The sequence below is a fragment of the Cellulosimicrobium sp. EB106-03-01-XG111 genome (assembly GCF_058792115.1).
The window spans coordinates 345,237-366,669 of record NZ_JBYTEQ010000002.1; the positions used below are offsets into that span (position 1 = coordinate 345,237).

Genomic DNA, 21,433 nt, shown 5'->3' on the forward strand with positions numbered 1-21,433 from the left:
CCAGGCTATCCGGCCGTGCCCGCACGATCACGCGCGGGCGAGGACCTCGCCGTTGAGGACGGCGAACCAGCCCGCCGGCTCCTCGGCCCAGCGCAGCCAGTCCTGCGCGAGCTGTTCGAGCGCGACGTCGTCCGCGAGCGCCGACTCCTTCGCCTGGACGGCGAAGTTCGACGCGACGCAGCGCTCGGCCCACAGCCCGCCCCACCACGTGCGGTCGGCGGGGGTGGCGTAGCACCAGGTGCTCGCGCTGGGCTCGATCCCGTCGAGCGGGAACCCGGCGTCCTGCACCCAGGAGAAGAGGCGACGGCCGGCGTCGGCCTCGTACCCGTAGGCGTGCGTGACCTCGTGGTAGAGCGTGTTCCACTCGGTGAGCCCCGGCGACTCGGGGTACCAGGTCATGGCCGCGTAGTCGGCGTCGCGCACGGCGACGAGCCCGCCCGGCTTCGTGACGCGTCGCATCTCGCGCAGCGCGGCGATCGGGTCGGACAGGTGCTGCAGGAGCTGGTGCGCGTAGACGACGTCGAACGTGCCGTCGGCGAACGGCAGCTCGTAGGCGTTCGCGTGCTGGAACGTGATGTTCGCGGTGCCGCGCTGGGCGGCGAGCTCGCGTGCGCTGTCGAGGACAGCCTCGGACGCGTCGACGCCGACGACCCGCCCGTCGCCGACGCGGTCGGCGAGGTCGACGGTGACCGTGGCCGGGCCGCAGCCGACGTCGAGGAGGCTCATGCCGGGGCGCAGGTGCGGCAAGAGGAAGCCGGCCGAGTTCTCGGCCGTGCGCCAGCGGTGCGAGCGCAGCACGGACTCGTGGTGGCCGTGGGTGTACGACTCGGACTCCTGCGCGGGGTCGCTGCCTGCCCCGGTGGGGGCGTCGGCGTGGTGCTCGGCGGCCTCGTCGGCGCCGTGGGGGGTGTGCGTCATACCCGCACCGTAGGCCGCGGGTGCGGCGTTCTCGACCCCGTTCTCACACTCTGGGCGCGTGGTCCCCGCGCGGCTCGTCCCCGGCGTGGCGGCGGGGTGGGAGCGCGCCCGCGCGCGGACAATCCCCCCATGACGGCCGCGACCGGCACGACCTCCGCCTCGGGCGACCCCGCCCGGTCCTCCGTGGGCTTCGCGCGGCGCCACGCCGCCCTCCTGCTCGGCGGGCCGGGCCGCGTCACGGGGCTCGACGTCGCGCGCGGGGTCGCGGTCCTCGGGATGTTCGCGGCGCACGTGGGCTTCACGACGGACGACTTCGGCGAGGTCTCCGGCTGGCTCTCGCTGTCCCACGGGCGGTCCTCGGTCCTCTTCGCGCTCGTGGCCGGGGTGTCGCTCGCTCTCGTCTCGGGCGGGCGCACCCCGCTCGACGGGCTGCCCGCGCTGCAGAACCGCACCCGCGTCCTCGTGCGCGCGGTGCTCCTGGTCGCCCTGGCGGGCCTGCTGGACCTGCTCGGCACGCGCGTCCTGCTGATCCTCGGCTTCTACGCCGCCTACTTCGTGCTCGCGCTGCCGTTCCTGCGCTGGCGGCGCCGGGACCTCCTGCTCCTCGCGGGGGCGGTCGCCGTCGTGGGCCCGGTGCTCGCGCTGTGGCTCCCGGAGGTGCTCGCGCGCGCCGGGCTCCACCTGCCGGACGACGGGTCGGGCGCGCTCACGGACTTCCTCGTCTCGGGGCACTACCCGGCGGTCGTGTGGATGGCGTACGTGCTCGTCGGGATCGCGATCGGCCGGTCCGACCTCGGCGCGAGGACGACGCGCGTCGCGCTGGTCGGCGGCGGGCTGCTCGCGGCAGGGCTCGGGTACGGCGTCTCGGCGGCGCTCACGGGTCCTCTGGGCGGGGCGCAGGCCGTGGAGGACGCGGCCGCGGTGTGGTCGAGCGCGTACCGGCCGGAGCCGCTCGGGTGGGCGGACCCGTGGCCGACGAGCGCCTACCTCTGGCTCGCGGGCCCGCACACGGACACCCTCCCGGAGGTCGTGGGGTCGGGCGGGTTCGCCGTCGCGGTGCTCGGGCTGTGCCTGTTCGCGGGCCGCGTGGGTCGCTGGGTGCTCGCCCCCGTCGCCGCGGTCGGTGCCATGGCGCTCACGGTCTACTCGGCCCAGATCGTCGTCCTGTGGGCCTGGGGCGACGCGGCGTACGAGCAGACGACGAACGGGCCGCTCCTCTGGCTCGTGCTCGCGACGCTCGGGGCCGCGACCCTGTGGCGCTGGGCGTTCGGCCGCGGCCCGCTGGAACGGCTCGTCGCGTCCGTCGCGGTGCGCGCCTCCGCCGTCACGTCGTCGCGCGGGCCGACGTAGGGTCGGCCGCATGACCACCACGAGCGACGACACCGCACCCCGCCCCGCTCTGCGCCGTCTCGGCCGGTCCGGCCTGGCGGTGTCCGCCGTCGGGCTGGGGTGCAACAACTTCGGGCGCCCCGCGACGGCGACGGAGACCCTGGAGGGCACGCGCGCCGTCGTCGACGCAGCGCTCGACGCGGGCGTGACGTTCTTCGACACGGCCGACACGTACGGCGGCCGCCCGGGTCTGAGCGAGGAGCTGCTCGGCCAGGCGCTCGGGTCGCGGCGCGACGACGTCGTCGTGGCGACGAAGTTCGGCATGTCGATGCGCGGGGCCGCGGGGGCGGACTTCGACGCGCGCGGCTCGCGCCGCTACGTCGTGCGGGCGGTCGAGGGCTCGCTGCGCCGCCTCGGCACCGACCGCATCGACCTCTACCAGTTCCACACCCCCGACCCGCAGACGCCGATCGACGAGACGCTCGCGGCGCTCGACGACCTCGTGCGCGCGGGCAAGGTCCTCTACGTGGGGCACTCGAACCGGGCCGGGTGGCAGATCGCGGAGGCAGAGCTCGTCGCGCGCGCGGCGGGCACCGTGCGGTTCGTGTCCGCGCAGAACCAGTACAACCTCGTCGACCGTGCGGCCGAGCTCGAGGTGCTCCCCGCCGCGGCGGCGTACGGGCTCGGCGTCCTGCCGTACTTCCCGCTCGCGAACGGCCTGCTCACCGGCAAGTACGCGCACGGCGCGCGGCCCGACGACGGCCGGCTCGTGCGCAGCAAGCCGCACCTGCTCGAGTCCGCGCCCTGGGAGGCGCTCGCGCGGCTGGGCGCGTTCTGCCAGGTGCGCGGCATCACCGAGGTGCAGGTCGCGTTCGGCTGGCTGCTCTCCCGGCCCCAGGTGTCGAGCGTCATCGCGGGTGCGACGAAGCCCGAGCAGGTGCGGCAGAACGCCGCCGCCGGAGCGTGGCGGCCCACGGCCGACGATCTCGCGGAGCTCGACGAGATCTTCCCGCCGCTCGGGAAGGTCGCGCCCTTCTGACCCGCCCCGCCGCGCTCCCGCGGGCGCGGCGGCCGCTCGTGTGGCCCGACCGCGACCGGCTGCCTACCGTGGGGGCATGGCCTCGTGGGAGGACGTCGGACGGGTCGTGGCGGTGCTGCCCGGCACGGACCTCAAGGACGCGCGCCGGTGGACGGTGCACGGCAAGCTCTTCGTGTGGGAGCGCCCCCTGCGCCCGCGCGACCTCGACGAGCTGGGCGACGCGGCCCCGGCGGAGCCGCCCGTCGCGCTGCGCGTCGCGGACGAGGGCGAGAAGGCCGCGCTGGTCCAGGACGACCCCGGCACGTTCTTCATGACGAGCCACTTCGACGGGTACCCGATCGTGCTCGCGCGGCTCGACCGGGTCCCCGTGCCGGAGCTCGAGGAGCTCGTGCAGGACGCGTGGCTCGCCCGCGCCCCGCACCGGCTCGCGCAGGAGTACCTGCGGCGCACGGAGTGACGCCTGCGCGAGCGGGGAGAGGCGTCACCAGGAGAAGACGGCCACCGCGTAGTTCGCCCACGTCGGCTCCAGCGCCACCGTGACGTCCTCCGGGTCGTGGACGGCGTACACGAGGTCCCACTCGCCGCTCGACCCCCGGGCCACGAGGTCGGGGCGTTCGAGCAGGACGTCCGGCGCGTAGTCGTACACCCGGCGGGCCACGAGGCCCCCCGACACCGGTTGCACGTCGATGCTCCCGGGGTCGACGGCGCGGCCCGTGCCGTTCGTCAGGCGCACCCGGACGCGCACGGAGTCCGGCGGGTCGCCGTCCCGCACCGCCGCGTGCTCGCTCGGCGTGTACGCCTGCGGGGCCGAGACCGAGACGACGAGGCCGTCGGCGTACCGGACCGAGTCGCCGAACCAGACGCGGTCGGACACGGCCGTGATCTCCGGGCCGTCGTCGGACCCGCCGCCGAGCGGGTACCCGCGCAGCGAGCTCCCCACGCCGTAGCCGGGACCGGCCGCGGGCACGACGTCGACCGCGACCCAGGTCGTGACGACGACCGTCCCCGCGAGCAGCGCGACGAGCGCGCGCGTCGCCCTCGGCACACCGCGCGTGCCCCGACGCCAGGCGACGGCGCCGACCGTGAGCACGACGGCTCCGGCGACGGGGTAGAGCCAGCCCACGTGCGCCCAGCCCCAGCGCGCCGTCATGGCCTCGGTGACGAGGACGGCCCCGACGAGCAGGACGCCGAGGCACGCCGTGACGAGGACGCCCGTCCCCGAGCGTCGGGCCCGCGCGGGCTGCGCCGTCGGTGCGGGTTCGGGGTCGCCGGGGGCCGGGCGTTCCACGCCGTCCGCGGGCGGCGAGGGCTCCGCGGGGTCGGGCGCCGACGGCGCGGGCTCGCGCTCCCCCGCCGCGCCGGGCGCCGTGCCCCACGCGGGTGCGGGCGCCGCGTCGTCGGGCGGGGTCCTGGAGTCGCTCGTGCTCACCGGTCCGTCCCTCGGTCCCGTGCGCCGGTCAGTACGCGCTCACGCGCGTGACCTCGAAGGTCGCCGTCTTCATGGCCTCCAGGTTCTCGGAGTCGATGAAGTCGAAGGCCTCGACGGTCGTCGACTCGCCCGGGGCGAGCTGGTCGGTGTAGACGAAGTCGGACTCGACGACCGTGCCGTCGGCCGCGACGGCGTCGACGTCGAGGTCGAACGTCAGCGGCTCGTCGGAGGTGTTGGTCAGCGTGAGCGGCAGGGCGGACTCGACCCAGCCGAACTCGTCGGCGGCGCCCTCGAACGTGCCGACCTCGACACCGAGGTCGTTCGCGAGGATCTCGTCCGTCGACTCGCCGAGCGCGCGGTCGGAGTCCTCCTGGATCTCCGAGAGCGTCTGCTCGTACTGCGACGAGGCCTCGTTCGCCGCGACGACGAAGAGGACCCACACGAGGATGGTCACGAGCACCGAGACCACACCGAGCACGATCGCCGCGATCGAGAAGCCCTTGCCCGACCGGCCCTGCTTCGCCTGCGACAGCCCGACGAAGCCGAGCACCACGCCGGCGATGCCCATCACCGCGGCGAAGATGTTGACGAACGGGATCCAGCTGCCGAGGAAGCCGAGGATCGCCAGCACGAAGCCGACGATCGCCATCGTCCCGGTCGACGGCGCCGGCGCCGTGTACGCGGCGTAGCCGTTCCCGTACGGGCTCCCGTAGGGCTGCTGCGCGGCACCGTAGGGCTGCTGGGCAGGGTCGCCGTAGGGCTGGCCGTACGGCTGCTGCGCCCCGGCGTCGGGGTAGGGCTGCGCGTACCCCTGAGCCGGGGACCCGGCGGGCTGGCCGTAGCCCTGCTGCCCGTACGCGGCCTGAGGATCGGCACCGTAGGGCGGGTGGCCGGGGTCTCCGTAGGGCGCCTGCTCCGGCGTGCCGCCGTACCCGGGCGCGCCGTACGCGGCGTCGGGCGAGCCGTACGGCTGGGGCTGCGGCTCTCCCTGCGACGCCCACGCGTCCTGCCCCTGTCCGTGCCCCTCCTGCGCCGGGTCGGAGCCCTGCGGCCGGTAGGGGTCGAACTGGTACGGGTCCTGCGGTGCCGTGGGCGGCTGCGACATGGTGCTCCTCCGCGGCCTCGCCGCGAGATCGGTCGTTCGGGTCGGGGTGGACGGCCGACGCGCGGTCGGCCGGCCGGACGCGCCGGGTCTTCACAGCACGTTCACGGCCATTCTTCCCGGTCGCGCCCACATCGGGAAAACCACGCGGCGGGTGAAAGTCCGCCGCGCCGACGCCCCCGCGGGCTCTCGTACCCTGGGTGCGTGCCTGCGACCGCCCCCGCGACCCCCCGGACGACGCCCGTCGTCGGCCCCGGCGTGCTGCCTGCCGCGGAGTGGGCGGAGCGCGAGCGCGCCCACGCCGAGCGCGCGGACGCGCTCACGGCGGGGTGGCGGCACCGCAAGCCGCTCGGGCAGAAGCACGCGATCGAGGACTTCCTCTTCACCTACTACCCCACGCGCCCGGCCCAGCTCCGGCGCTGGCACCCGGGGCCGGGCGTCGTGCTGGCTCCCCCGACCGCCGGGAGCGGTGCGGCACCGGGCACCGACGCGGCGCCCGACCCGTACGCCGACCGCTCCGGATGGCGCTGGTACCGGAGCACGCCCGACGGTCTGACGCTCGACACCGACGCGTTCCTCGCCGACCGCGGCGACACCGTGCGGTACCTGCGCGCCCTGCTCGACGCCACCGCGGCGCGCCCGGGCCGGTTCGGCTGCTTCGGGCTCCACGAGTGGGCCATGGTCTACCGCGACAAGGCGGCCGGGCGCGACCACCGGCACCCGCTCCCCCTGCGGCTCGGGCACGACGGGACGGACCGGGTCGTCGAGGACCACCCCGTGCAGTGCTCCCACTTCGACGCCTTCCGTTTCTTCACGCCCGAGGCCGGTCCGCTCAACCGCCTGCGGCCCACGCGCGAGACGCAGCCCGCCCTGGAGCAGCCGGGGTGCCTGCACGCGACGATGGACCTCTACAAGTGGGCGCTCAAGCTCACGCCGGCCGTCCCCGGGGACGTCGTGCTCGACGCCTTCGAGCTCGCGCGCGACGTCCGCGTCGTCGACATGCAGGCGTCGCCCTACGACGTGTCGTCGTACGGGCTGGAGCCGGTGGCGATCGAGACGCCCGAGGGCAAGGCCGAGTACGTGCGGCACCAGCGCGCGTTCGCCGCCCGCGGGGCGGCGCTGCGCGAGCGGCTCGTCGCCGCGTGCGACGCGCTGCTCCCGCCGGACGGCGCGGCCGCCCGCTCTCCCCGCTGACGCGCCGACGCGCTGACGAGGCCGGCGTCGCGCCGAAGACAGCCGTGACCGGCGACCGGCCCGCGTGCGAGGATCGCCCGCGTGAGCCGCGCCGAGACCATCGCCGAGATCCCCACCGGCCCCGTGGCCGTCCCCGCCGTCGTCCGCGCGCTCGCGGGGGACGACGTCGTCACCCCGGTCTGGCGCAACACCGTCGGCGGGCTGACGTTCCGCCTCGACCCGCGCGGCGGCGAGGCCGCGGGACCGGTCCGGTACGCGAAGTGGGTCCCGGCGGGCGTCCCGGAGATCGACCTGGCGGGAGAGGCCGAGCGGCTCGCGTGGGTCGGCGACCGGACCCCCGTGCCGCGCGTCCTCGACCAGGGCGCGGACGACGACGGCTCGTGGCTCGTGACGCAGGCCGTCGCGGGACGGTCGGCGGTCGAGGCTCGCTGGACGGGCGACCCGGCGGTCGCGGCGACCGCGATCGGCCGCGGGCTGCGCGCTCTGCACGAGGCGCTCCCGGTCGCGTCGTGCCCCTTCACCTGGTCCGTCGCGCAGCGTGTCGCGAACGCCGACGACCGGCTCGCACGCGGGCACGGGCCTGACCAGTGGTTCCCCGAGCACCGTGGTCTGGCCGTCGCCGAGGCGCGCGCCCGGCTCGACGACGCTCCCCCGGTCGACCACCTCGTCGTGTGCCACGGAGACGCGTGCGTGCCGAACACGCTCCTGCACGACGACGGCACGTTCGCCGCGCACGTCGACCTCGGGTCGCTCGGGGTCGCGGACCGCTGGGCGGACCTCGCCGTCGCGGCATGGAGCACGGAGTGGAACTACGGCCCCGGGTACGACGGCCACGTCTACGCGGGCTACGGCGTCGACCCCGACCCCGAGCGGATCGCGTACTACCGGCTGCTCTGGGACCTGTCCTGACGGCGGGGTGCGGCGCGCCGTGCGCCGTCAGCGACGCGGCTGGTGGGCGGCGACGCCCTGCTCGGCGAGCTCGGCGGTCTCCGCGATCCGGCGCGCCCGGGTGTCGGGCCGCTTCGCCTCGACGATCCAGCCGAGGATCGAGCGCCGCACGCCGGGCGTGAAGGCGTCGAAGCGCGCCCGCGCGTCGGGCCGCTCGCCGAGCGCCGCGGCGAGGTCGTCGGGGACGACGAGCGCCTCCGCGTCGTCGTGCCGGGTCCAGGACCCGTCCGCCCGGGCCGCCTCGACGGCGGTGCGCCCGGCGTCGGTGAGGCGCCCGTCCGCCTCGACGCGGGCGACCCGCTCCTTGCTGAGCCGCGTCCAGCGGGAGCCAGGACGGCGGCGCGTGAACCACAGCGCGTGCCGGTCCTGGTCGACGGTCGCGGCCTGCCCGTCGATCCAGCCGTAGGACAGCGCCTCCTCGATCCACGGCTCGTACCCGAACGTCGGCCGACCGCTCTCGCGCCGCCACGTGAGGAGCCAGACCCCGGGCTCGGGGTCGTCGTGGTGCGCGGCGAGCCACGCCCGCCACTCCGCGGGGGTCTGTGCGTGGAACGCGGGCCGGCCCTGGTACTCCTCGGTCACGGTGGCGCCTCCGTCGTCGGTCGGGGCACCAGCGTGCCCGGTCCGCCGCGGAGGCGCCAGGGTGCCGACCCGGGAGGCGCCCCGTCGGAGCCTCCCGGGTCGGTCGTGCGTCCTGTGGTCAGGAGCAGGACGGGACGGTGACGACCTGCTCGACCGTCTGGGTGCCGTCCGCCCCCGTCGCCGCGACGGTGACGTCCAGGTCGCCCGTCGCAGACCGCGCGGCGAACGACTGGTACGCGCTCGCACCCGGCGCGACGCCGACGAACGTCCTCGTGCCGAGCGACGACGCCAGCTCGACGTCGACGGCCGCGTCGGAGACGTTCACCGCGCGGACCGCGACGTAGGGCTTGCCGGCGAGGCAGCGCGGGCTGACCTCGACCTCGACGAGCACGACGTCGGCCGGCTCCTCCAGGGCGTCGATCGCGCCCTGGAGCGCGAGCCGCGCGTCGTGCAGCGCCGCGTCGGACGCCGCGTCGTCGTCGAGCGTCCCGGTCGCCGCGCCGAGCGCCGTGCGGAAGGCCTGCCAGGACTCGGGGCTGTACCCCTCGTCGGTCAGAGCCTCGGCGCTCGCCACGAGGTTCTCGAGCCGACGGCGCTCGGCAGGCACGAGCTGGTCGGTCGCCAGGCCGAGGCGCCGGGCCCGCTCGTCGGCCTGCGCCTGGGTCGCGCCGGCGTCGGCGAGCACGGTCCGTGCCACCGCGAGCTCGCGGGTGAAGACGCTCGCGTCGATCCGGCCGTAGCGCGCGATCTCCGCCTCGGGCGTCCCGGCCGCGTCGACCGCCGCGGCGAGCGCCGCGGTGTCGGTCGGCGGGACCTCGACGTCGTACGCGTCGGTGAAGAAGCGCATGCTGTCGAGGTTGGCGACGTACGGGTGGTCGGCGTACGCCTCCGTCGACAGGCGCACCCACACCTGGTGCTTGCCGCGCACCGTGGTCGGCAGCTCGACGACGGCGGTCCCGTCCGTCGTCCAGCTCGACCCGGTGCTCGCGAGCGGGACGGTGACGAACGGCTCGCCCGGGTTCGCCGGGTCGAACGTGTCGAGGTAGACCGACAGCGCCGAGTTCCGACCCGAACGGTTCGAGTTGTGCACGTAGTGCACGGAGAGCTGGTCGAGCGCGGCGGAGCCGAGGTCGACCTCGCCGTAAGCGAGCCAGTCGCCGTCCGCGGTGCCGCCGACGTTCGTCACCGGACCGCTCGTCCACGTCGAGCTCTCGTTCTTGAGCCCGCGACCCGAGTTCGAGGTCCAGGCCTCGGACTCGACGACGACCGACGTCGGGCCGCCCGGCGCGAACGTCAGGCTGTCGAGGTTCGCGACGTACGGGTGGTCGGCGTACGGCTCGGTCGTCAGGCGCACGAACACCTCGTGCGTCCCCTGCACCGTCTCGGGCAGGACGACGGTCGCCGTCCCGTCCGTGGTCCAGGTCGACCCCGTGGTCGGCAGCGGCACCGTGACGAACGGCTCGCCCGGGTTCGCCGGGTCGAACGCGTCGAGGTACACCGACAGCGCCGAGTTCTTCCCGGACCGGTTCGAGTTGTGCACGTAGTGGACCGACAGCTCGCCGAGCGGCAGCTCACCGAGGTCGACCTCGCCGTAGGCGAGCCAGTCACCGTCCGCGGTGCCGCCGACGTTCGTCACCGGCCCGCTCGTCCACGTCGAGGACTCCTTCTTGAGCCCGCGACCGGAGCTCGCGGTCCAGTCCTCGGCCTCGATCGTCACGGTCGGGGACTCGCCCGGCTGGCCCGGGGCGCCCGGGTCCTCGGCGCTGAACCGGAACCAGTCGAAGTTCCCGACCCAGCTCCGGCCCGACGGCGCGAGGAGCTCGAACGTCACGACCTGCGCGTCGACGAGCGCCTGCACGTCGCCGAGCTCCGCCGTCACCTCGGTGTACTTTCCCCAGCCGCTCGTGCCCGTCAGGTCGACGGTCGCGACCACGGGGCCGCTCACGTCGCCGGCGTGCACGCGCACGGTGCTCGGCGTGTCCGTCGGGGCGAAGCTCGTGTCGTACCGGACCGTGAGGAAGCGCGGCGGGGTGTCCCCGGCCGCGGTCTCGAAGGTCATGTCGCGGTACTGCACCCAGGACCCCGAGCGCACGCCGCCGAGGTTGCCGGACGAGCTGTTCGCCTCGTTCTTCAGCTCCCCGCCCGACCACGCCTCGGACTGCTCGGCCTCGAGCGTGCGGTAGCCGCCTCCCGTGAGGTCGAGCGCGTCGGCCGCCGCACCGAGCCGGTCGGCCGCGAACCGCAGCGCGATGCTCGTCGCCGCCTCGTCCGCGAGCGCCTCCTGCGCCCGGGTCAGGGCGGTCGAGAACCGGTCGAACGTCACCGAGGAGTAGTTCCCGTGCCGCACGAGCACGGCGTCGTCGACGAGCGCGGCGAGCGCGTCGCGCTCGGCGGACGCCACGGACAGCCGCAGGGGCGAGCGCACCGAGACGCCCTGCCCGCGGAGCGACGCCGCGGCGACGCCGTCGGCGAGCGCGGCGTCGCCCAGGTGGACGAAGAAGCGCGCGTCGGCGGACGCCGTCCCCGTCAGGGAGACGGTCAGCGCGGTCGGCGACGCGACCGTCACGGCCGCGGTGACGCCGTCGGGCAGCCCGACGACGCTCGCCGCCCCGCTCGCGACGAGGTCCGTGCCGGCGGGCGCGGCGAGGCGGGCGCCGTCGAGCGTGAGCGTCACGGTCGCGTCGAGCGCGCCGCCGTCGCCGGTCCGCACGGTGGTCGGGTCGGCGCTGACGCGCGGTCCCTCCGCCGGCTCGTCGGTCGCGGTGCTCATCGAGAACGCGGGCGCCGTGTCCGTGCCCCAGTCGCTCGGCTGCTCGCCCATGCGGAACGCGAGGTCGGCTCCGCCGACCACGGTCGCGTAGTCGACCCACGTGTTGCCGAACGTCGCGCCGTCGAGCGTCGCGGACTGGACGTAGAGCGCGTCCTCGGAGACGCCGTCGGCCGTGACCGTGAAGGCGCTGCCGTCGTCGTAGGTGATGGTCGTCGAGTCGAAGAACGGTGACCCGACCTGGAACTGGGACGAGCCCGCGGTCACCGGGAACAGCCCGACGGCCGCGGCGACGAACATCGTCGACATCGTGCCCGCGTCGTTGTCCATCGTGGGGAGCATCCCGCGGGGGTCGAGCCGGTAGACCTTCGTCTTGACGGGCGGCGTGAACTCGCCGCCACCGCTCGGCACGGCGCTGGACGAGCCGGTCGCGATGTACCGGTTCCAGGTCTCCTTCGTGTAGATCGCGCGCGCCCACTTCTGCGTCAGGCTCGGCTCGCCCGTGTAGTTGAAGAGGTACGGCGCCTGGAGGTCGATCTCGTTCGCGTTCGAGTGGAGCATGGCCTTGCCGTCGTCCGGCGCGTGCTCACCGAACATGTGGCGCATGGCGAGGCGCGCCGCCTCGGGGCCGCCCATCGCCTCGACGAGCGCGTCCATGTCGTACGCGTCGTACCAGTGGTACTGCCAGAGCGTGCCCTGGTAGAGGCTGGCGGCCTCGAACTTCGCGTAGTCGGCGCTCTGCCACGACCCGTCCGCGGCGCGGGGGGTGAGGAGGCCGACCTGCGTGCCGTCGGCGGCGGTCCACGCGCCCGGCTTGGTGAGCTTCTCGATCGGCCACGACGCCTGCTCGCGCAGCGTCTCGGCCTCGTCGGTCAGCCCGAGCTCGTCCGCGATCACGGACAGGCCGTACTGGTCGTAGCCGCGCTGCACGGACGCGCCGGGGTTTCCCGCCACGTAGCCCCGCTGGAGCTCGTCCGCGCTGTACTGCCCGACGAGCCGCTGGAGCGCCGGGTACGCCTCGTCGAGGCGGTCGAACCCGTCGAAGCCCTTGGCGATCGCGTCTGCGACCACGACCGACGACCGCTCCCAGCGCACCGTCGGGACCGAGTGCACGAACCCGCCGAGGCCGCCGCCGGAACCCGTCGCCTCGGCGTCCGCGAACAGGTAGACCAGCGACTGCACCATGTCCCGGTACAGCGCCGGGTCGATGTACGCGATGACGGAGAACTTGCGGAAGTCGTCCCACGTGGCCCACGAGTCGTAGTACGTGAAGCCCTGCGCGGCGTGCACCGCCCCGTCGACGCCGCGGTACGTGCCCGAGGTGCTCGTCGCGTTCATCGGCATCGCGAACATGCGGTAGAGGTGCGTGTAGAAGAGCTGCTGGAGCTCGCCCGTCGGGTCCGTCGCCGTCGAGGCGTCGATCGCGACCCGCCCGAGCGTCGCGTTCCACTCCGCGCGGGTGCGGTCGCGGATCGCGTCGAACGACAGGTCGCCGAGCTCGACCTGCTGGTCGATCCGCGCCTGCTCGACGCTCACCGGCGACAGGGTGACCTGGAGCCCGACCTCCCCGGCGTCGGCCGGGTCGAACGTGAGGATCGCGCCGGTGTCGACGCCGTCCTGGGCGGTCGCGTCGACGAGCCGGTCGTCGTCGCCCCAGGTCTGGACCGTCGCGGGCTGGAGCGTGCGCGCGGTGTAGTACAGCGTGTAGGCCGCGTTGTAGAAGTAGCCGGTGACGTGCCCGGACAGCTCCACGGTGCCGTCCGCGCGCGTCTCGGCCTGCACCGACGACGACCGGCGGCTCGTGTTGTTCGTCTCGAGGTCCACGACGAGGCTCGGCGTCGAGCCCGCGGGGAACGCGTAGCGGTGCACGCCCGAGCGCGTGGTCGCCGCGACCTCGGCCTCGATCGTGCCCGGCGCGCCGGTGATCGCGCCGTCCTTGCCCGCGACGTTGCCGAGCCCGACGGAGTAGAAACCGGGACCCGCCTGCTCGTCGTCGTGCGAGAACGGGTGCGCGTACGTGCCCGTGCCGGGGCGCGCCGTGTACGACCCGGACGTCGGGACCACGAGGAGGTCGCCGCCGCCGCCGGAGCCCCCGACCCCGTCGAGGTTGGTGTGCGTGAAGCCCGAGATCTTCGACTGCGCGTAGTCGTACCCGGTGTTGTTCCGGCCCGGCGTGGTGCGCGGGTTGACCTTCGCGAGGCCGTTCGGCGCCTGCGCGGCAGGCATGTCGTTGCCGTAGTCGCCCTCGGTGCCGACGAAGACGTCGACCAGGGACGCGTAGTCGGTCGACGGCGGCTCGGGGGCGGCGCTCGCGGCGGTCGCGGGCGCGAGGCCGACGACGGCGAGCGCCACGGCGAGCGCGCCCGCGACCAGCCGCGGGGCGGGCCGGCGCGGGCGGTCCGGGGTCGCGGGGGTCACGGGCCTGGGGTCCAGGGATCGGGGGGTCGGCAGGCTGGGGGCCATGGTGTCCTCGGGCAGGGGCCGCCGGCGGGGGCGCCGGGGCGGCAGGGGCGGTCAGGGGTGAGACGGCGCGGGGGCCGGGGCGGGCCTGCGCCACCCTGTCAGGGGCAGGTGACGAGCGGGTGATCTGCGGGTGGCCGCACGGGTGCTCCCTCCGTCCCACGGCGGCGTGGGCTCGGTGGTCGTCGGTGACGCGGAGGCTGGACGCGCGTCCCGTGCACGTCCGGGGCTACCCTCGCACAGGTTGACAGCGCTATCAAGCCCCTTCTCGGTCCCCCGGGCCCCCCGCAGCGCCGGTCCGGCGACCGGCCTCCGCGACACCTGACAGACTCGTGCCGTGACCACCACGACCGGCCGCACCCCGGCTCTTCTCGCGCACGTGCCCGCCCCGACGGGCAAGGCCCCCGACCCGGACGCGCTCTACGAGGGGTTCACCACCTGGGCGACGGAGCAGGGTCTCGAGCTCTACCCCCACCAGAGCGAGGCGCTCATCGAGCTGGTCACCGGCTCGCACGTCATCCTCTCGACGCCCACCGGGTCGGGGAAGTCGCTCGTCGCGATGGGCGCCCAGTTCGCGGCGCTCGCCGCGCACCGCTCGGGCCGCGGCGGCCGCACCTACTACACCGCGCCGCTCAAGGCGCTCGTCAGCGAGAAGTTCTTCGCGCTCGTCGCGGCGTTCGGCTCCAAGAACGTCGGCATGACGACCGGTGACTCCGCGGTGAACCCCGACGCCCCCATCATCTGCTGCACGGCCGAGATCCTCGCGAACATCGCGCTGCGCCGGGGCGGCGAGAACGCCGGTGCGGACGACGAGGACGCGATCTCCCAGGTCGTCATGGACGAGTTCCACTTCTACGCGGACCCGCAGCGCGGCTGGGCGTGGCAGGTGCCGCTGCTCGAGCTGCCGAGGACCCAGTTCCTGCTCATGTCGGCGACGCTCGGCGACACGACCCGGTTCGTCGAGGAGCTCGAGGAGCGCACCGGCCGGCCCGTCGCCGAGGTGACCACCGCGCAGCGGCCGGTCCCCCTGCACTTCAGCTACGTCGTCGAGCCGCTGACCGAGGTCATCGAGGAGCTCGTCAGCACGCGCCGCGCGCCCGTGTACGTCGTGCACTTCACGCAGAAGGACGCGGTCGAGCGCGCGCAGTCCCTGCTGTCGATGAACGTCGCGACGAAGTCCGAGAAGGAGGCGATCGCCGCCGAGCTCGGCGACTTCCGCTTCGGCACCGGGTTCGGCAAGACGCTCAGCAAGTTCCTGCGCCACGGCGTCGGCGTGCACCACGCGGGCATGCTGCCCAAGTACCGGCGCGTCGTCGAGCGCCTCACGCAGGCGGGCCTGCTCAAGGTCGTGTGCGGCACGGACACGCTCGGCGTCGGCATCAACGTGCCGATCCGCACCGTGCTGCTCACGAGCCTCGTGAAGTTCGACGGCGAGCGCATGCGCCACCTCACGGCGCGCGAGTTCCACCAGATCGCGGGGCGCGCGGGCCGCGCCGGGTACGACACCGTGGGCGAGGTGCTCGTCATGGCGCCCGAGCACGTCATCGAGAACCGCAAGATGCTCGCCAAGGCGGGCGACGACCCGAAGAAGCTCAAGAAGATCGTCCGCAAGAAGGCGCCGCAGGGCTCGGTCAACTGGACCGACGCGACGTTCGAGCGCCTGCGCGACGCCGAGCCCGAGCCCCTGACGAGCCACTTCACCGTCACGCACGCCATGGTGCTCAACGTCCTCGCACGCACCGCGCAGCACGGTCGCGGCGGCCAGGCCGACGCGAGCGACCCGCGCCGCGACCCGGTCGAGGCCATGCGCCACCTGCTCCTCGCGAACCACGACACCGAGTCGCAGCGCCGCGAGCACGTGCGCCAGACGTTCCGCATCTACCGCTCGCTGCGCGTGGCGGGGATCGTCGAGCGCGTGCGCGTCCCCGACCCGTCGCGCCCCGCGGGCTACCGCCCGAGCGTGCGCCTCGTCGGCGACCTGCCGCGCGAGTTCGCGCTCAACCAGCCGCTGTCGCCGTTCGCGCTCGCCGCCCTGGACCTGCTCGACGTCGAGGGCGCGACCCACGCGCTCGACGTCGTCTCCGTCATCGAGGCGACCCTCGACGACCCGCGCCAGGTGCTCTACGCCCAGCAGAACGCTGCCAAGGGCGAGGCCGTCGCCGCGATGAAGGCCGAGGGGTACGAGTACGAGGAGCGCATGGCGCTGCTCGAGGAGATCACGTGGCCCAAGCCGCTCGAGGAGCTGCTGGCGCCCGCGTTCGCGATGTACAAGCGGTCCAACCCGTGGGTCGCGGACGCCGAGCTCTCCCCCAAGTCGGTGGTCCGCGACATGGTCGAGCGCGCGATGACGTTCGCGGAGTTCGTGTCCGTCTACGGCCTCGAGCGCACGGAGGGCGTGGTGCTGCGCTACCTCGCGGACGCCTACCGCGCGCTGCGCCAGGTCGTCCCCGAGGAGCACCGCACCGAGGAGGTGCAGGAGATCGTCGAGTGGCTCGGCGAGCTCGTGCGCGGCGTCGACTCGTCGCTCCTCGACGAGTGGGAGCGCCTCGCGCACCCGGTCGACGACGACGCGGACACCGAGGTGGGCGACGGCCCGCTCTCCGGGGCGGGGGCCGAGGCGCCCACCCGTCCCGTCACGGGCAACCCGCGCTCGTTCCGCCGCCTCGTGCGCAACGCGCTGTTCCGCCGCGTCGAGCTCGCCGCGCGCGAGGACTACCGCGCGCTCGGCGCGCTCGACGGCGGCGCGGGCTGGGACGCGGACGCGTGGGGCGACGCGCTCGACCCGCTCTTCGAGGACCAGGGCGACGACGCGATCGGCATCGGGCCCGGCGCCCGCTCCGCGGCGCTGTTCCGCGTCGTCGAGGCGGGCGCCGAGCTGCCCGCAGGCCACGAGGGCCCGACGGCGGAGCACGCCCCCGGCGGCGTGGTGCCCGCGGGCACGTGGCTCGTGCGGCAGGTGCTCGACGATCCGGCGGGCGACCACGACTGGGCGATCACGGCGAGCGTCGACCTCGCGGCGAGCGACGAGGCGGGCGAGCCCGTGGTGACGGTGCTGGCCGTCGGGCCGCTGTAGGCCGGGTTCGCGCGGGCGTCCGGGCGTCCGGGCCGGGCCCTCACTCGACCGGCAGGAGTCCGCGCCGCGCGAAGACCTCCTTCGCGACCGCGGTCGCGTTGAGCGCGCGCGGGAAGCCGCAGTACACCGCGGACTGCAGAAGCGCCTCGACGATCTCGCGCGGCGTCAGCCCGACGTCGAGCGCGGTCCCCACGTGGATGTCGAGCTGCGCCTCGCACCCGCCGAGCGCAGCGAGCATCCCGAGCGTGACGAGCTGGCGGTCCCGCGGTTCCAGGTGCGGGCGCGCGTACATCTCGCCGTACGCCCACGCCGAGATCTGGTGCTCGAGCTCGGGCGAGACGTCGGCGAGCGCCTCGGCGATGGCGGCGGGCGCCGCCTCGTTGACCGCGCCGAACACCGCCCGCCCGTGCTCGTAGCGCTCCGCGCGCGTCGTCGGCCGGTCGTCCGTGGAGTTCCCCTGCGTCACGCGGAGCAGGGTAGAGGACGCGCGGCGGTCGCGGTCGACGGTCTCGCGCCCGGGTCGCGCCACGCCGGTCGCGTCCTACGGTGAACCCATGAGCGACGCACCGCGCACCGGTCGGCACCCCGGCGAGCCCCACCACCCGGAGAGCACGGGCTCGCGGCTCAACCGGCTCCGGGCGGGGGTGCTCGGCGCGAACGACGGCATCGTCTCGACCGCGGGCGTCGTCGTGGGCGTCGCGGCGACGAGCACGTCGATCCCCGTCATCGCGACGGCGGGCGGCGCGGCGCTGCTCGCGGGCGCGCTGTCCATGGCGGCGGGCGAGTACGTCTCGGTGAGCACGCAGCGCGACACCGAGAAGGCGCTCCTCGCGACCGAGCGCCGCGAGCTCGCGGAGATGCCGGACGCGGAGCTCGACGAGCTCGCCGGCCTCTACGAGGCGAAGGGCCTGACGCCCGACCTCGCACGCCAGGTTGCCGTCCAGCTCACCGAGCGCGACCCGCTGGCCGCGCACGCGGACGCCGAGCTGCACATCGACCCCGACGAGCTCACGAGCCCGTGGGAGGCCGCGGTCGCGTCGATCGTGTCGTTCACCGTCGGCGGGCTGCTCCCGCTCGCGGCGATCCTCCTGGCCCCGGCGACCATCCGTATCCCGCTGACCTTCGTCGCCGTCGTGCTCGCGCTCGTCCTCACCGGCTGGGGGTCGGCACGCCTGGGCAACGCTCCGACGCGCCGCGCGACGGTGAGGACCGTCGTCGGCGGCGCGGTCGCGATGGGCGTCACGTACGCGATCGGCTCGCTGCTCGACGTGAACGTCTGACCGAGGACCCGGGACGTTCGGGGGCTCCCGGCGCCCGCGCGGCCCCTTGGGTAGGGTGTGGCCCATGTCGAGCCCTGAGGCATCCACTCCGGGGGCTCACGGTCACACCGTCAGCCCCCAGGACCGCTGAGCCTCTCAGCGCTGCCTTCCGCCCCCCGCTGCGTGCGGGTGCCGTGCCGGACGCTGCCCTCCGGGCGCTGACCGTGGTGTGACGAGACCCCTCCTGCTCGTCCTCTCGCACCCCGGAGCCCTCGATGCCTCGTGCCCTGTACCTGCTCGCCCTGGCAGTCTTCGCCATGGGCACCTCGGAGTTCATGCTCGCAGGCCTTGTGCCGGACATCGCCGCCCGCCTCGACGTCCCGGTGGGGACGGCCGGCCTGCTGACGTCGGCCTTCGCCGTTGGCATGGTCGTCGGCGCGCCGCTCATGGCGGCCTCGGCCCGCCGCCTGCCGGTGCGGGCGACGCTGCTCGGCTGCGTCGCGCTGTTCGCTCTCGCCCACGTCGTCGGCGCGGTCACCCCGAGCTTCGCGGCGCTCGTCGCGGTCCGCGTGGTGGCGGCCTTCGCCAACGCGGGGTTCCTCGCCGTCGCGCTCAGCACGGCGGCGACGCTCGTGCCCGCGGACCGCACGGGGCGCGCCGTCGCCGTGCTCCTGTCGGGCACCACCGTCGCGATGGTCGCGGGCGTCCCGGCCGGGGCGCTCCTCGGCGCCGCGTGGGGCTGGGAGTCGACCTTCTGGGCCGTCGCGGTCCTCTGCCTGCCCTCCGCGGTCGGGATCGCCCGCGGCCTCCCTGCCGCGCGCGGGACCGAGCGGGCTGACCTCGTGCCCGTCGGCGCACCGACGCTGCGGGCGGAGCTGGCACAGCTCGTCTCGCCCCCGCTCGTCCTCACGATGGCGTCCGCCGCGCTGGTCAACACCGGCACCTTCGCGACGCTCACGTTCCTCGCTCCGCTGGTGACCGACGTCGCTGGGCTGAGCCGGTGGTGGGTGCCCGTCGCGCTCGTGCTCTTCGGGGTCGGCTCCTTCGTCGGCGTCACCGTCGCGGGCCGGACGTCCGACCGCATCCCCGGGGTCGTGGTCGCCGTGGGCGGCGTCCTGCTGCTGGCGGGCTGGGTCGCCCTGGCCGCCTTCGCCGCCGTTCCCCTGGTGCTGCTCTGCCTCGTGCTGGTGCAGGGCGTCCTCGGCTTCGCGGTCGGCGGCACGTTGATCGCGCAGGTGCTCCGCGCGGCGTCGGGCGCACCGACGCTGGGCGGCTCCTTCGCGACGGCGGCCCTCAACGTCGGCGCGGCCGTGGGGCCGGCCGTCGCCGCAGCGACCATCGCCACCGGGCTCGGCGACCGCGGGCCGGTGTGGGTCGCCGTGGCGGCGACGGCGCTCGCCCTGGTGCCGGTAGCCGTCCTGCGTCGCGCGACCGGCCCCGCGACGGCCCGCGCCCCCCGCTGACCCGTGCGGGCGCTCCCCCGCGTCCGCTGCGGCAGAATCGGGCCGTGGCCAAGAAGTCGAAGTCCTCCGCGCACGCCGGCACGCCCGCGGTCGCCCTCCTCGAGCGCGAGGGGGTCGCGCACACGCTCCACCCGTACGAGCACGACCCGTCGAGCGAGCTGTCCTTCGGGCTCGAGGCGGCCGCGGCCATCGGGGTGCCTGCGGAGCAGGTGTTCAAGACGCTGCTCGCCGTGGTCGACGGCGGCCCGCTCGTCGTCGGGATCGTGCCGGTCGACCGGCAGCTCGACCTCAAGGCGCTCGCCAAGGCGGCGGGCGGCAAGAAGGCGAGCATGGCCGAGCCCGCCGCGGCCGAGCGCGCGACCGGGTACGTCGTGGGCGGGATCTCGCCGCTGGGCCAGAAGCAGCCCCACCGCACGTTCCTCGACGACAGCGCGCTCGGGTTCGACGCCGTCTACGTCTCGGGCGGGCGCCGTGGCCTCGACGTGGGCCTGGCGCCCGCGGACCTGCTGCGCCTCACCGCGGGCACGGCCGCCCCCGTCGCGCGGTAGGACCGCGCCGCGGGCGGAGCGACCCCGCGCCGGCCTCAGCGCTGGTAGAAGGTGTACCGCGCGTCGGTCGGGACGATGTCCTTGCCGAGCGGCAGGAGCGAGACCGGGATCATCTTGAGGTTGGCGATCCCGAGCGGGATGCCGATGATCGAAACGAAGAGCGGGATCGCGGTGACGACGTGCCCGATCGCGAGCCAGATCCCCGCGACGAGCACCCAGATGACGTTCCCGATCGTCGACCAGGCGCCCGCGGTCGGCTTGTCGACCACCGTGCGGCCGAACGGCCACAGCGCATAGCCCGCGATGCGGAACGACGCGATGCCGAACGGGATCGTCACGATCAGGATGCAGCAGATGACCCCCGCCACGACGTAGCCCAGCGCGAGCCACAGCCCGGCGAACACGAGCCAGATGATGTTGAGCAGCGTCTTCACGGCACCGTCCTTTCCCCACCATTCTCGCCGATCGGGGCGGCCGTGCGGATCGGGGACCACCCTGAGACGACCCGGATCCCGGACCGTGCGGCCGACCTAGACTGGCCGCATGCCCCTCGCCGAGCCGTCGTCCGTGCTGCCCGCGCAGATCGCGCAGAACCTCGCCCGGGTGCGGACCCGGGTGGACGACGCCGCGCGCGCGGCCGGGCGTGCGGCGTCGGACGTGCGGCTGCTCGTGGCGACGAAGACCCAGCGCGCCGACGCGGTCCGCGCCGTGGTCGAGGCGGGCGCGGACCTCATCGGTGAGAACCGCGTCCAGGAGCTCGTCGCGAAGGCGCCCGACCTGGCCGACCTCGTCGCCGCGGGCCGGGTCGAGGTCCACATGATCGGCCACCTCCAGCGCAACAAGGTCAACCAGGTCCTCGCCACCGCGACCGGCGTCGAGAGCGTGGACTCGCTCGCGCTCGCCGAGGCGCTCGCGGCGCGCTGCGCGCGGGACGGCCGCGTGCTCGACGTCCTGGTCCAGGTCAACGTCTCGGGCGAGGAGTCGAAGTCGGGCGTGCGGCCCGACGACGCGCCCGCCCTCGCGACGGCGGTCGCCGCGCTCGACGGGCTGCGCCTCGCGGGCTTCATGACGATCGGCGCGAACTCGCCCGACGAGGCCGTGGTGCGCGCGGGCTTCGCGCGCCTGCGCGCGGTGCGCGACGCCGTCGTGGGCTCGGGCGCACCCGGGACCGCGGACGCCCGCGCGCTGTCCATGGGCATGAGCGGCGACCTGGAGCTCGCGGTCGCGGAGGGCGCGACGATCGTCCGCGTCGGCACCGCCGTCTTCGGCCCCCGCCCCACCCCGCCGAGGTAGAGCCCCGGCTGGCCTCTCCTCGGCGGGGT

Annotated in this window: 17 protein-coding genes; 10 read left to right on the forward strand and 7 right to left on the reverse strand. The window is 74.9% G+C overall.

Annotated elements, in window-relative coordinates; genetic code table 11:
- Positions 1–27: 27 nt before the first annotated feature.
- Positions 28–918 (reverse strand): methyltransferase domain-containing protein, encoded by an 891-nt coding sequence (locus AC3WT4_RS03620; RefSeq protein WP_083385369.1) that lies wholly within the window; start codon positions 916–918, stop codon positions 28–30.
- A gap of 129 nt (positions 919–1,047) precedes the next feature.
- Between AC3WT4_RS03620 and AC3WT4_RS03625 the strand changes: the two genes are divergently transcribed.
- From AC3WT4_RS03625 to AC3WT4_RS03635, 3 genes are all read left to right on the forward strand, one after another.
- The gene (locus AC3WT4_RS03625; protein WP_492314739.1) at positions 1,048–2,268 is read left to right on the forward strand and encodes a heparan-alpha-glucosaminide N-acetyltransferase domain-containing protein; all 1,221 of its coding nucleotides are present in this window, start codon (positions 1,048–1,050) and stop codon (positions 2,266–2,268) included.
- Positions 2,269–2,278: 10 nt separating this feature from the next.
- Entirely contained in the window at positions 2,279–3,286 is a 1,008-nt protein-coding gene (locus AC3WT4_RS03630; RefSeq protein ID WP_108048498.1) for an aldo/keto reductase, read from the forward strand.
- Between the two features lie 76 nt (positions 3,287–3,362).
- Positions 3,363–3,743 carry an MmcQ/YjbR family DNA-binding protein gene (locus AC3WT4_RS03635; RefSeq protein ID WP_492314740.1) on the forward strand — a complete coding sequence of 127 codons (381 nt, stop codon included), beginning with the start codon at positions 3,363–3,365 and terminating at the stop codon, positions 3,741–3,743.
- 24 nt (positions 3,744–3,767) lie between these two features.
- Here AC3WT4_RS03635 and AC3WT4_RS03640 read toward each other — a convergent pair whose 3' ends face one another.
- Positions 3,768–4,715 carry a hypothetical protein gene (locus tag AC3WT4_RS03640; protein WP_492314741.1) on the reverse strand — a complete coding sequence of 316 codons (948 nt, stop codon included), beginning with the start codon at positions 4,713–4,715 and terminating at the stop codon, positions 3,768–3,770.
- 28 nt (positions 4,716–4,743) lie between these two features.
- Complete coding sequence (locus AC3WT4_RS03645) at positions 4,744–5,820, reverse strand: DUF4190 domain-containing protein (RefSeq protein ID WP_492314742.1); 1,077 nt, start codon at positions 5,818–5,820, stop codon at positions 4,744–4,746.
- Between the two features lie 201 nt (positions 5,821–6,021).
- Between AC3WT4_RS03645 and AC3WT4_RS03650 the strand changes: the two genes are divergently transcribed.
- Complete coding sequence (locus AC3WT4_RS03650; RefSeq protein ID WP_492314743.1) at positions 6,022–7,011, forward strand: 3-methyladenine DNA glycosylase; 990 nt, start codon at positions 6,022–6,024, stop codon at positions 7,009–7,011.
- Between the two features lie 81 nt (positions 7,012–7,092).
- Positions 7,093–7,920: an aminoglycoside 3'-phosphotransferase gene (locus tag AC3WT4_RS03655; RefSeq protein ID WP_492314744.1), complete on the forward strand. Its 828-nt coding sequence runs from the start codon at positions 7,093–7,095 to the stop codon at positions 7,918–7,920.
- Positions 7,921–7,947: 27 nt separating this feature from the next.
- Here AC3WT4_RS03655 and AC3WT4_RS03660 read toward each other — a convergent pair whose 3' ends face one another.
- Together AC3WT4_RS03660 and AC3WT4_RS03665 are read right to left on the reverse strand one after the other, a co-directional pair.
- On the reverse strand, positions 7,948–8,541 hold the full coding sequence (locus tag AC3WT4_RS03660; protein WP_492314745.1) for a YdeI/OmpD-associated family protein: 594 nt from the start codon (positions 8,539–8,541) through the stop codon (positions 7,948–7,950).
- 118 nt (positions 8,542–8,659) lie between these two features.
- Positions 8,660–13,726 (reverse strand): glycoside hydrolase domain-containing protein, encoded by a 5,067-nt coding sequence (locus tag AC3WT4_RS03665; RefSeq protein WP_492314746.1) that lies wholly within the window; start codon positions 13,724–13,726, stop codon positions 8,660–8,662.
- Between the two features lie 379 nt (positions 13,727–14,105).
- On the opposite strand from AC3WT4_RS03665, the gene AC3WT4_RS03670 reads away from it, so the two are divergent.
- Positions 14,106–16,841: a DEAD/DEAH box helicase gene (locus AC3WT4_RS03670; RefSeq protein ID WP_257417371.1), complete on the forward strand. Its 2,736-nt coding sequence runs from the start codon at positions 14,106–14,108 to the stop codon at positions 16,839–16,841.
- 40 nt (positions 16,842–16,881) lie between these two features.
- Here the strand turns inward: AC3WT4_RS03670 and AC3WT4_RS03675 are convergent, their stop codons facing one another.
- A complete protein-coding gene (locus AC3WT4_RS03675; protein ID WP_074809937.1) occupies positions 16,882–17,307 on the reverse strand; it encodes a carboxymuconolactone decarboxylase family protein in 426 nt (141 codons plus the stop codon).
- 88 nt (positions 17,308–17,395) lie between these two features.
- On the opposite strand from AC3WT4_RS03675, the gene AC3WT4_RS03680 reads away from it, so the two are divergent.
- The 3 genes from AC3WT4_RS03680 (at position 17,396) to ybaK (ending at position 20,111) form a co-directional block, all read left to right on the forward strand.
- Complete coding sequence (locus AC3WT4_RS03680) at positions 17,396–18,121, forward strand: VIT1/CCC1 transporter family protein (protein ID WP_171468145.1); 726 nt, start codon at positions 17,396–17,398, stop codon at positions 18,119–18,121.
- Between the two features lie 254 nt (positions 18,122–18,375).
- Positions 18,376–19,563, forward strand: coding sequence for a Cmx/CmrA family chloramphenicol efflux MFS transporter (locus tag AC3WT4_RS03685; RefSeq protein ID WP_492314747.1), 1,188 nt, complete (start codon positions 18,376–18,378; stop codon positions 19,561–19,563).
- Between the two features lie 44 nt (positions 19,564–19,607).
- Positions 19,608–20,111, forward strand: coding sequence for a Cys-tRNA(Pro) deacylase (ybaK, locus tag AC3WT4_RS03690; protein ID WP_492314748.1), 504 nt, complete (start codon positions 19,608–19,610; stop codon positions 20,109–20,111).
- 35 nt (positions 20,112–20,146) lie between these two features.
- Here the strand turns inward: ybaK and AC3WT4_RS03695 are convergent, their stop codons facing one another.
- Complete coding sequence (locus AC3WT4_RS03695; RefSeq protein WP_061266859.1) at positions 20,147–20,545, reverse strand: YccF domain-containing protein; 399 nt, start codon at positions 20,543–20,545, stop codon at positions 20,147–20,149.
- Positions 20,546–20,654: 109 nt separating this feature from the next.
- Here AC3WT4_RS03695 and AC3WT4_RS03700 point away from each other — a divergent pair, with 109 nt between their 5' ends.
- Positions 20,655–21,404: a YggS family pyridoxal phosphate-dependent enzyme gene (locus AC3WT4_RS03700; RefSeq protein ID WP_492314749.1), complete on the forward strand. Its 750-nt coding sequence runs from the start codon at positions 20,655–20,657 to the stop codon at positions 21,402–21,404.
- Positions 21,405–21,433: the final 29 nt, after the last annotated feature.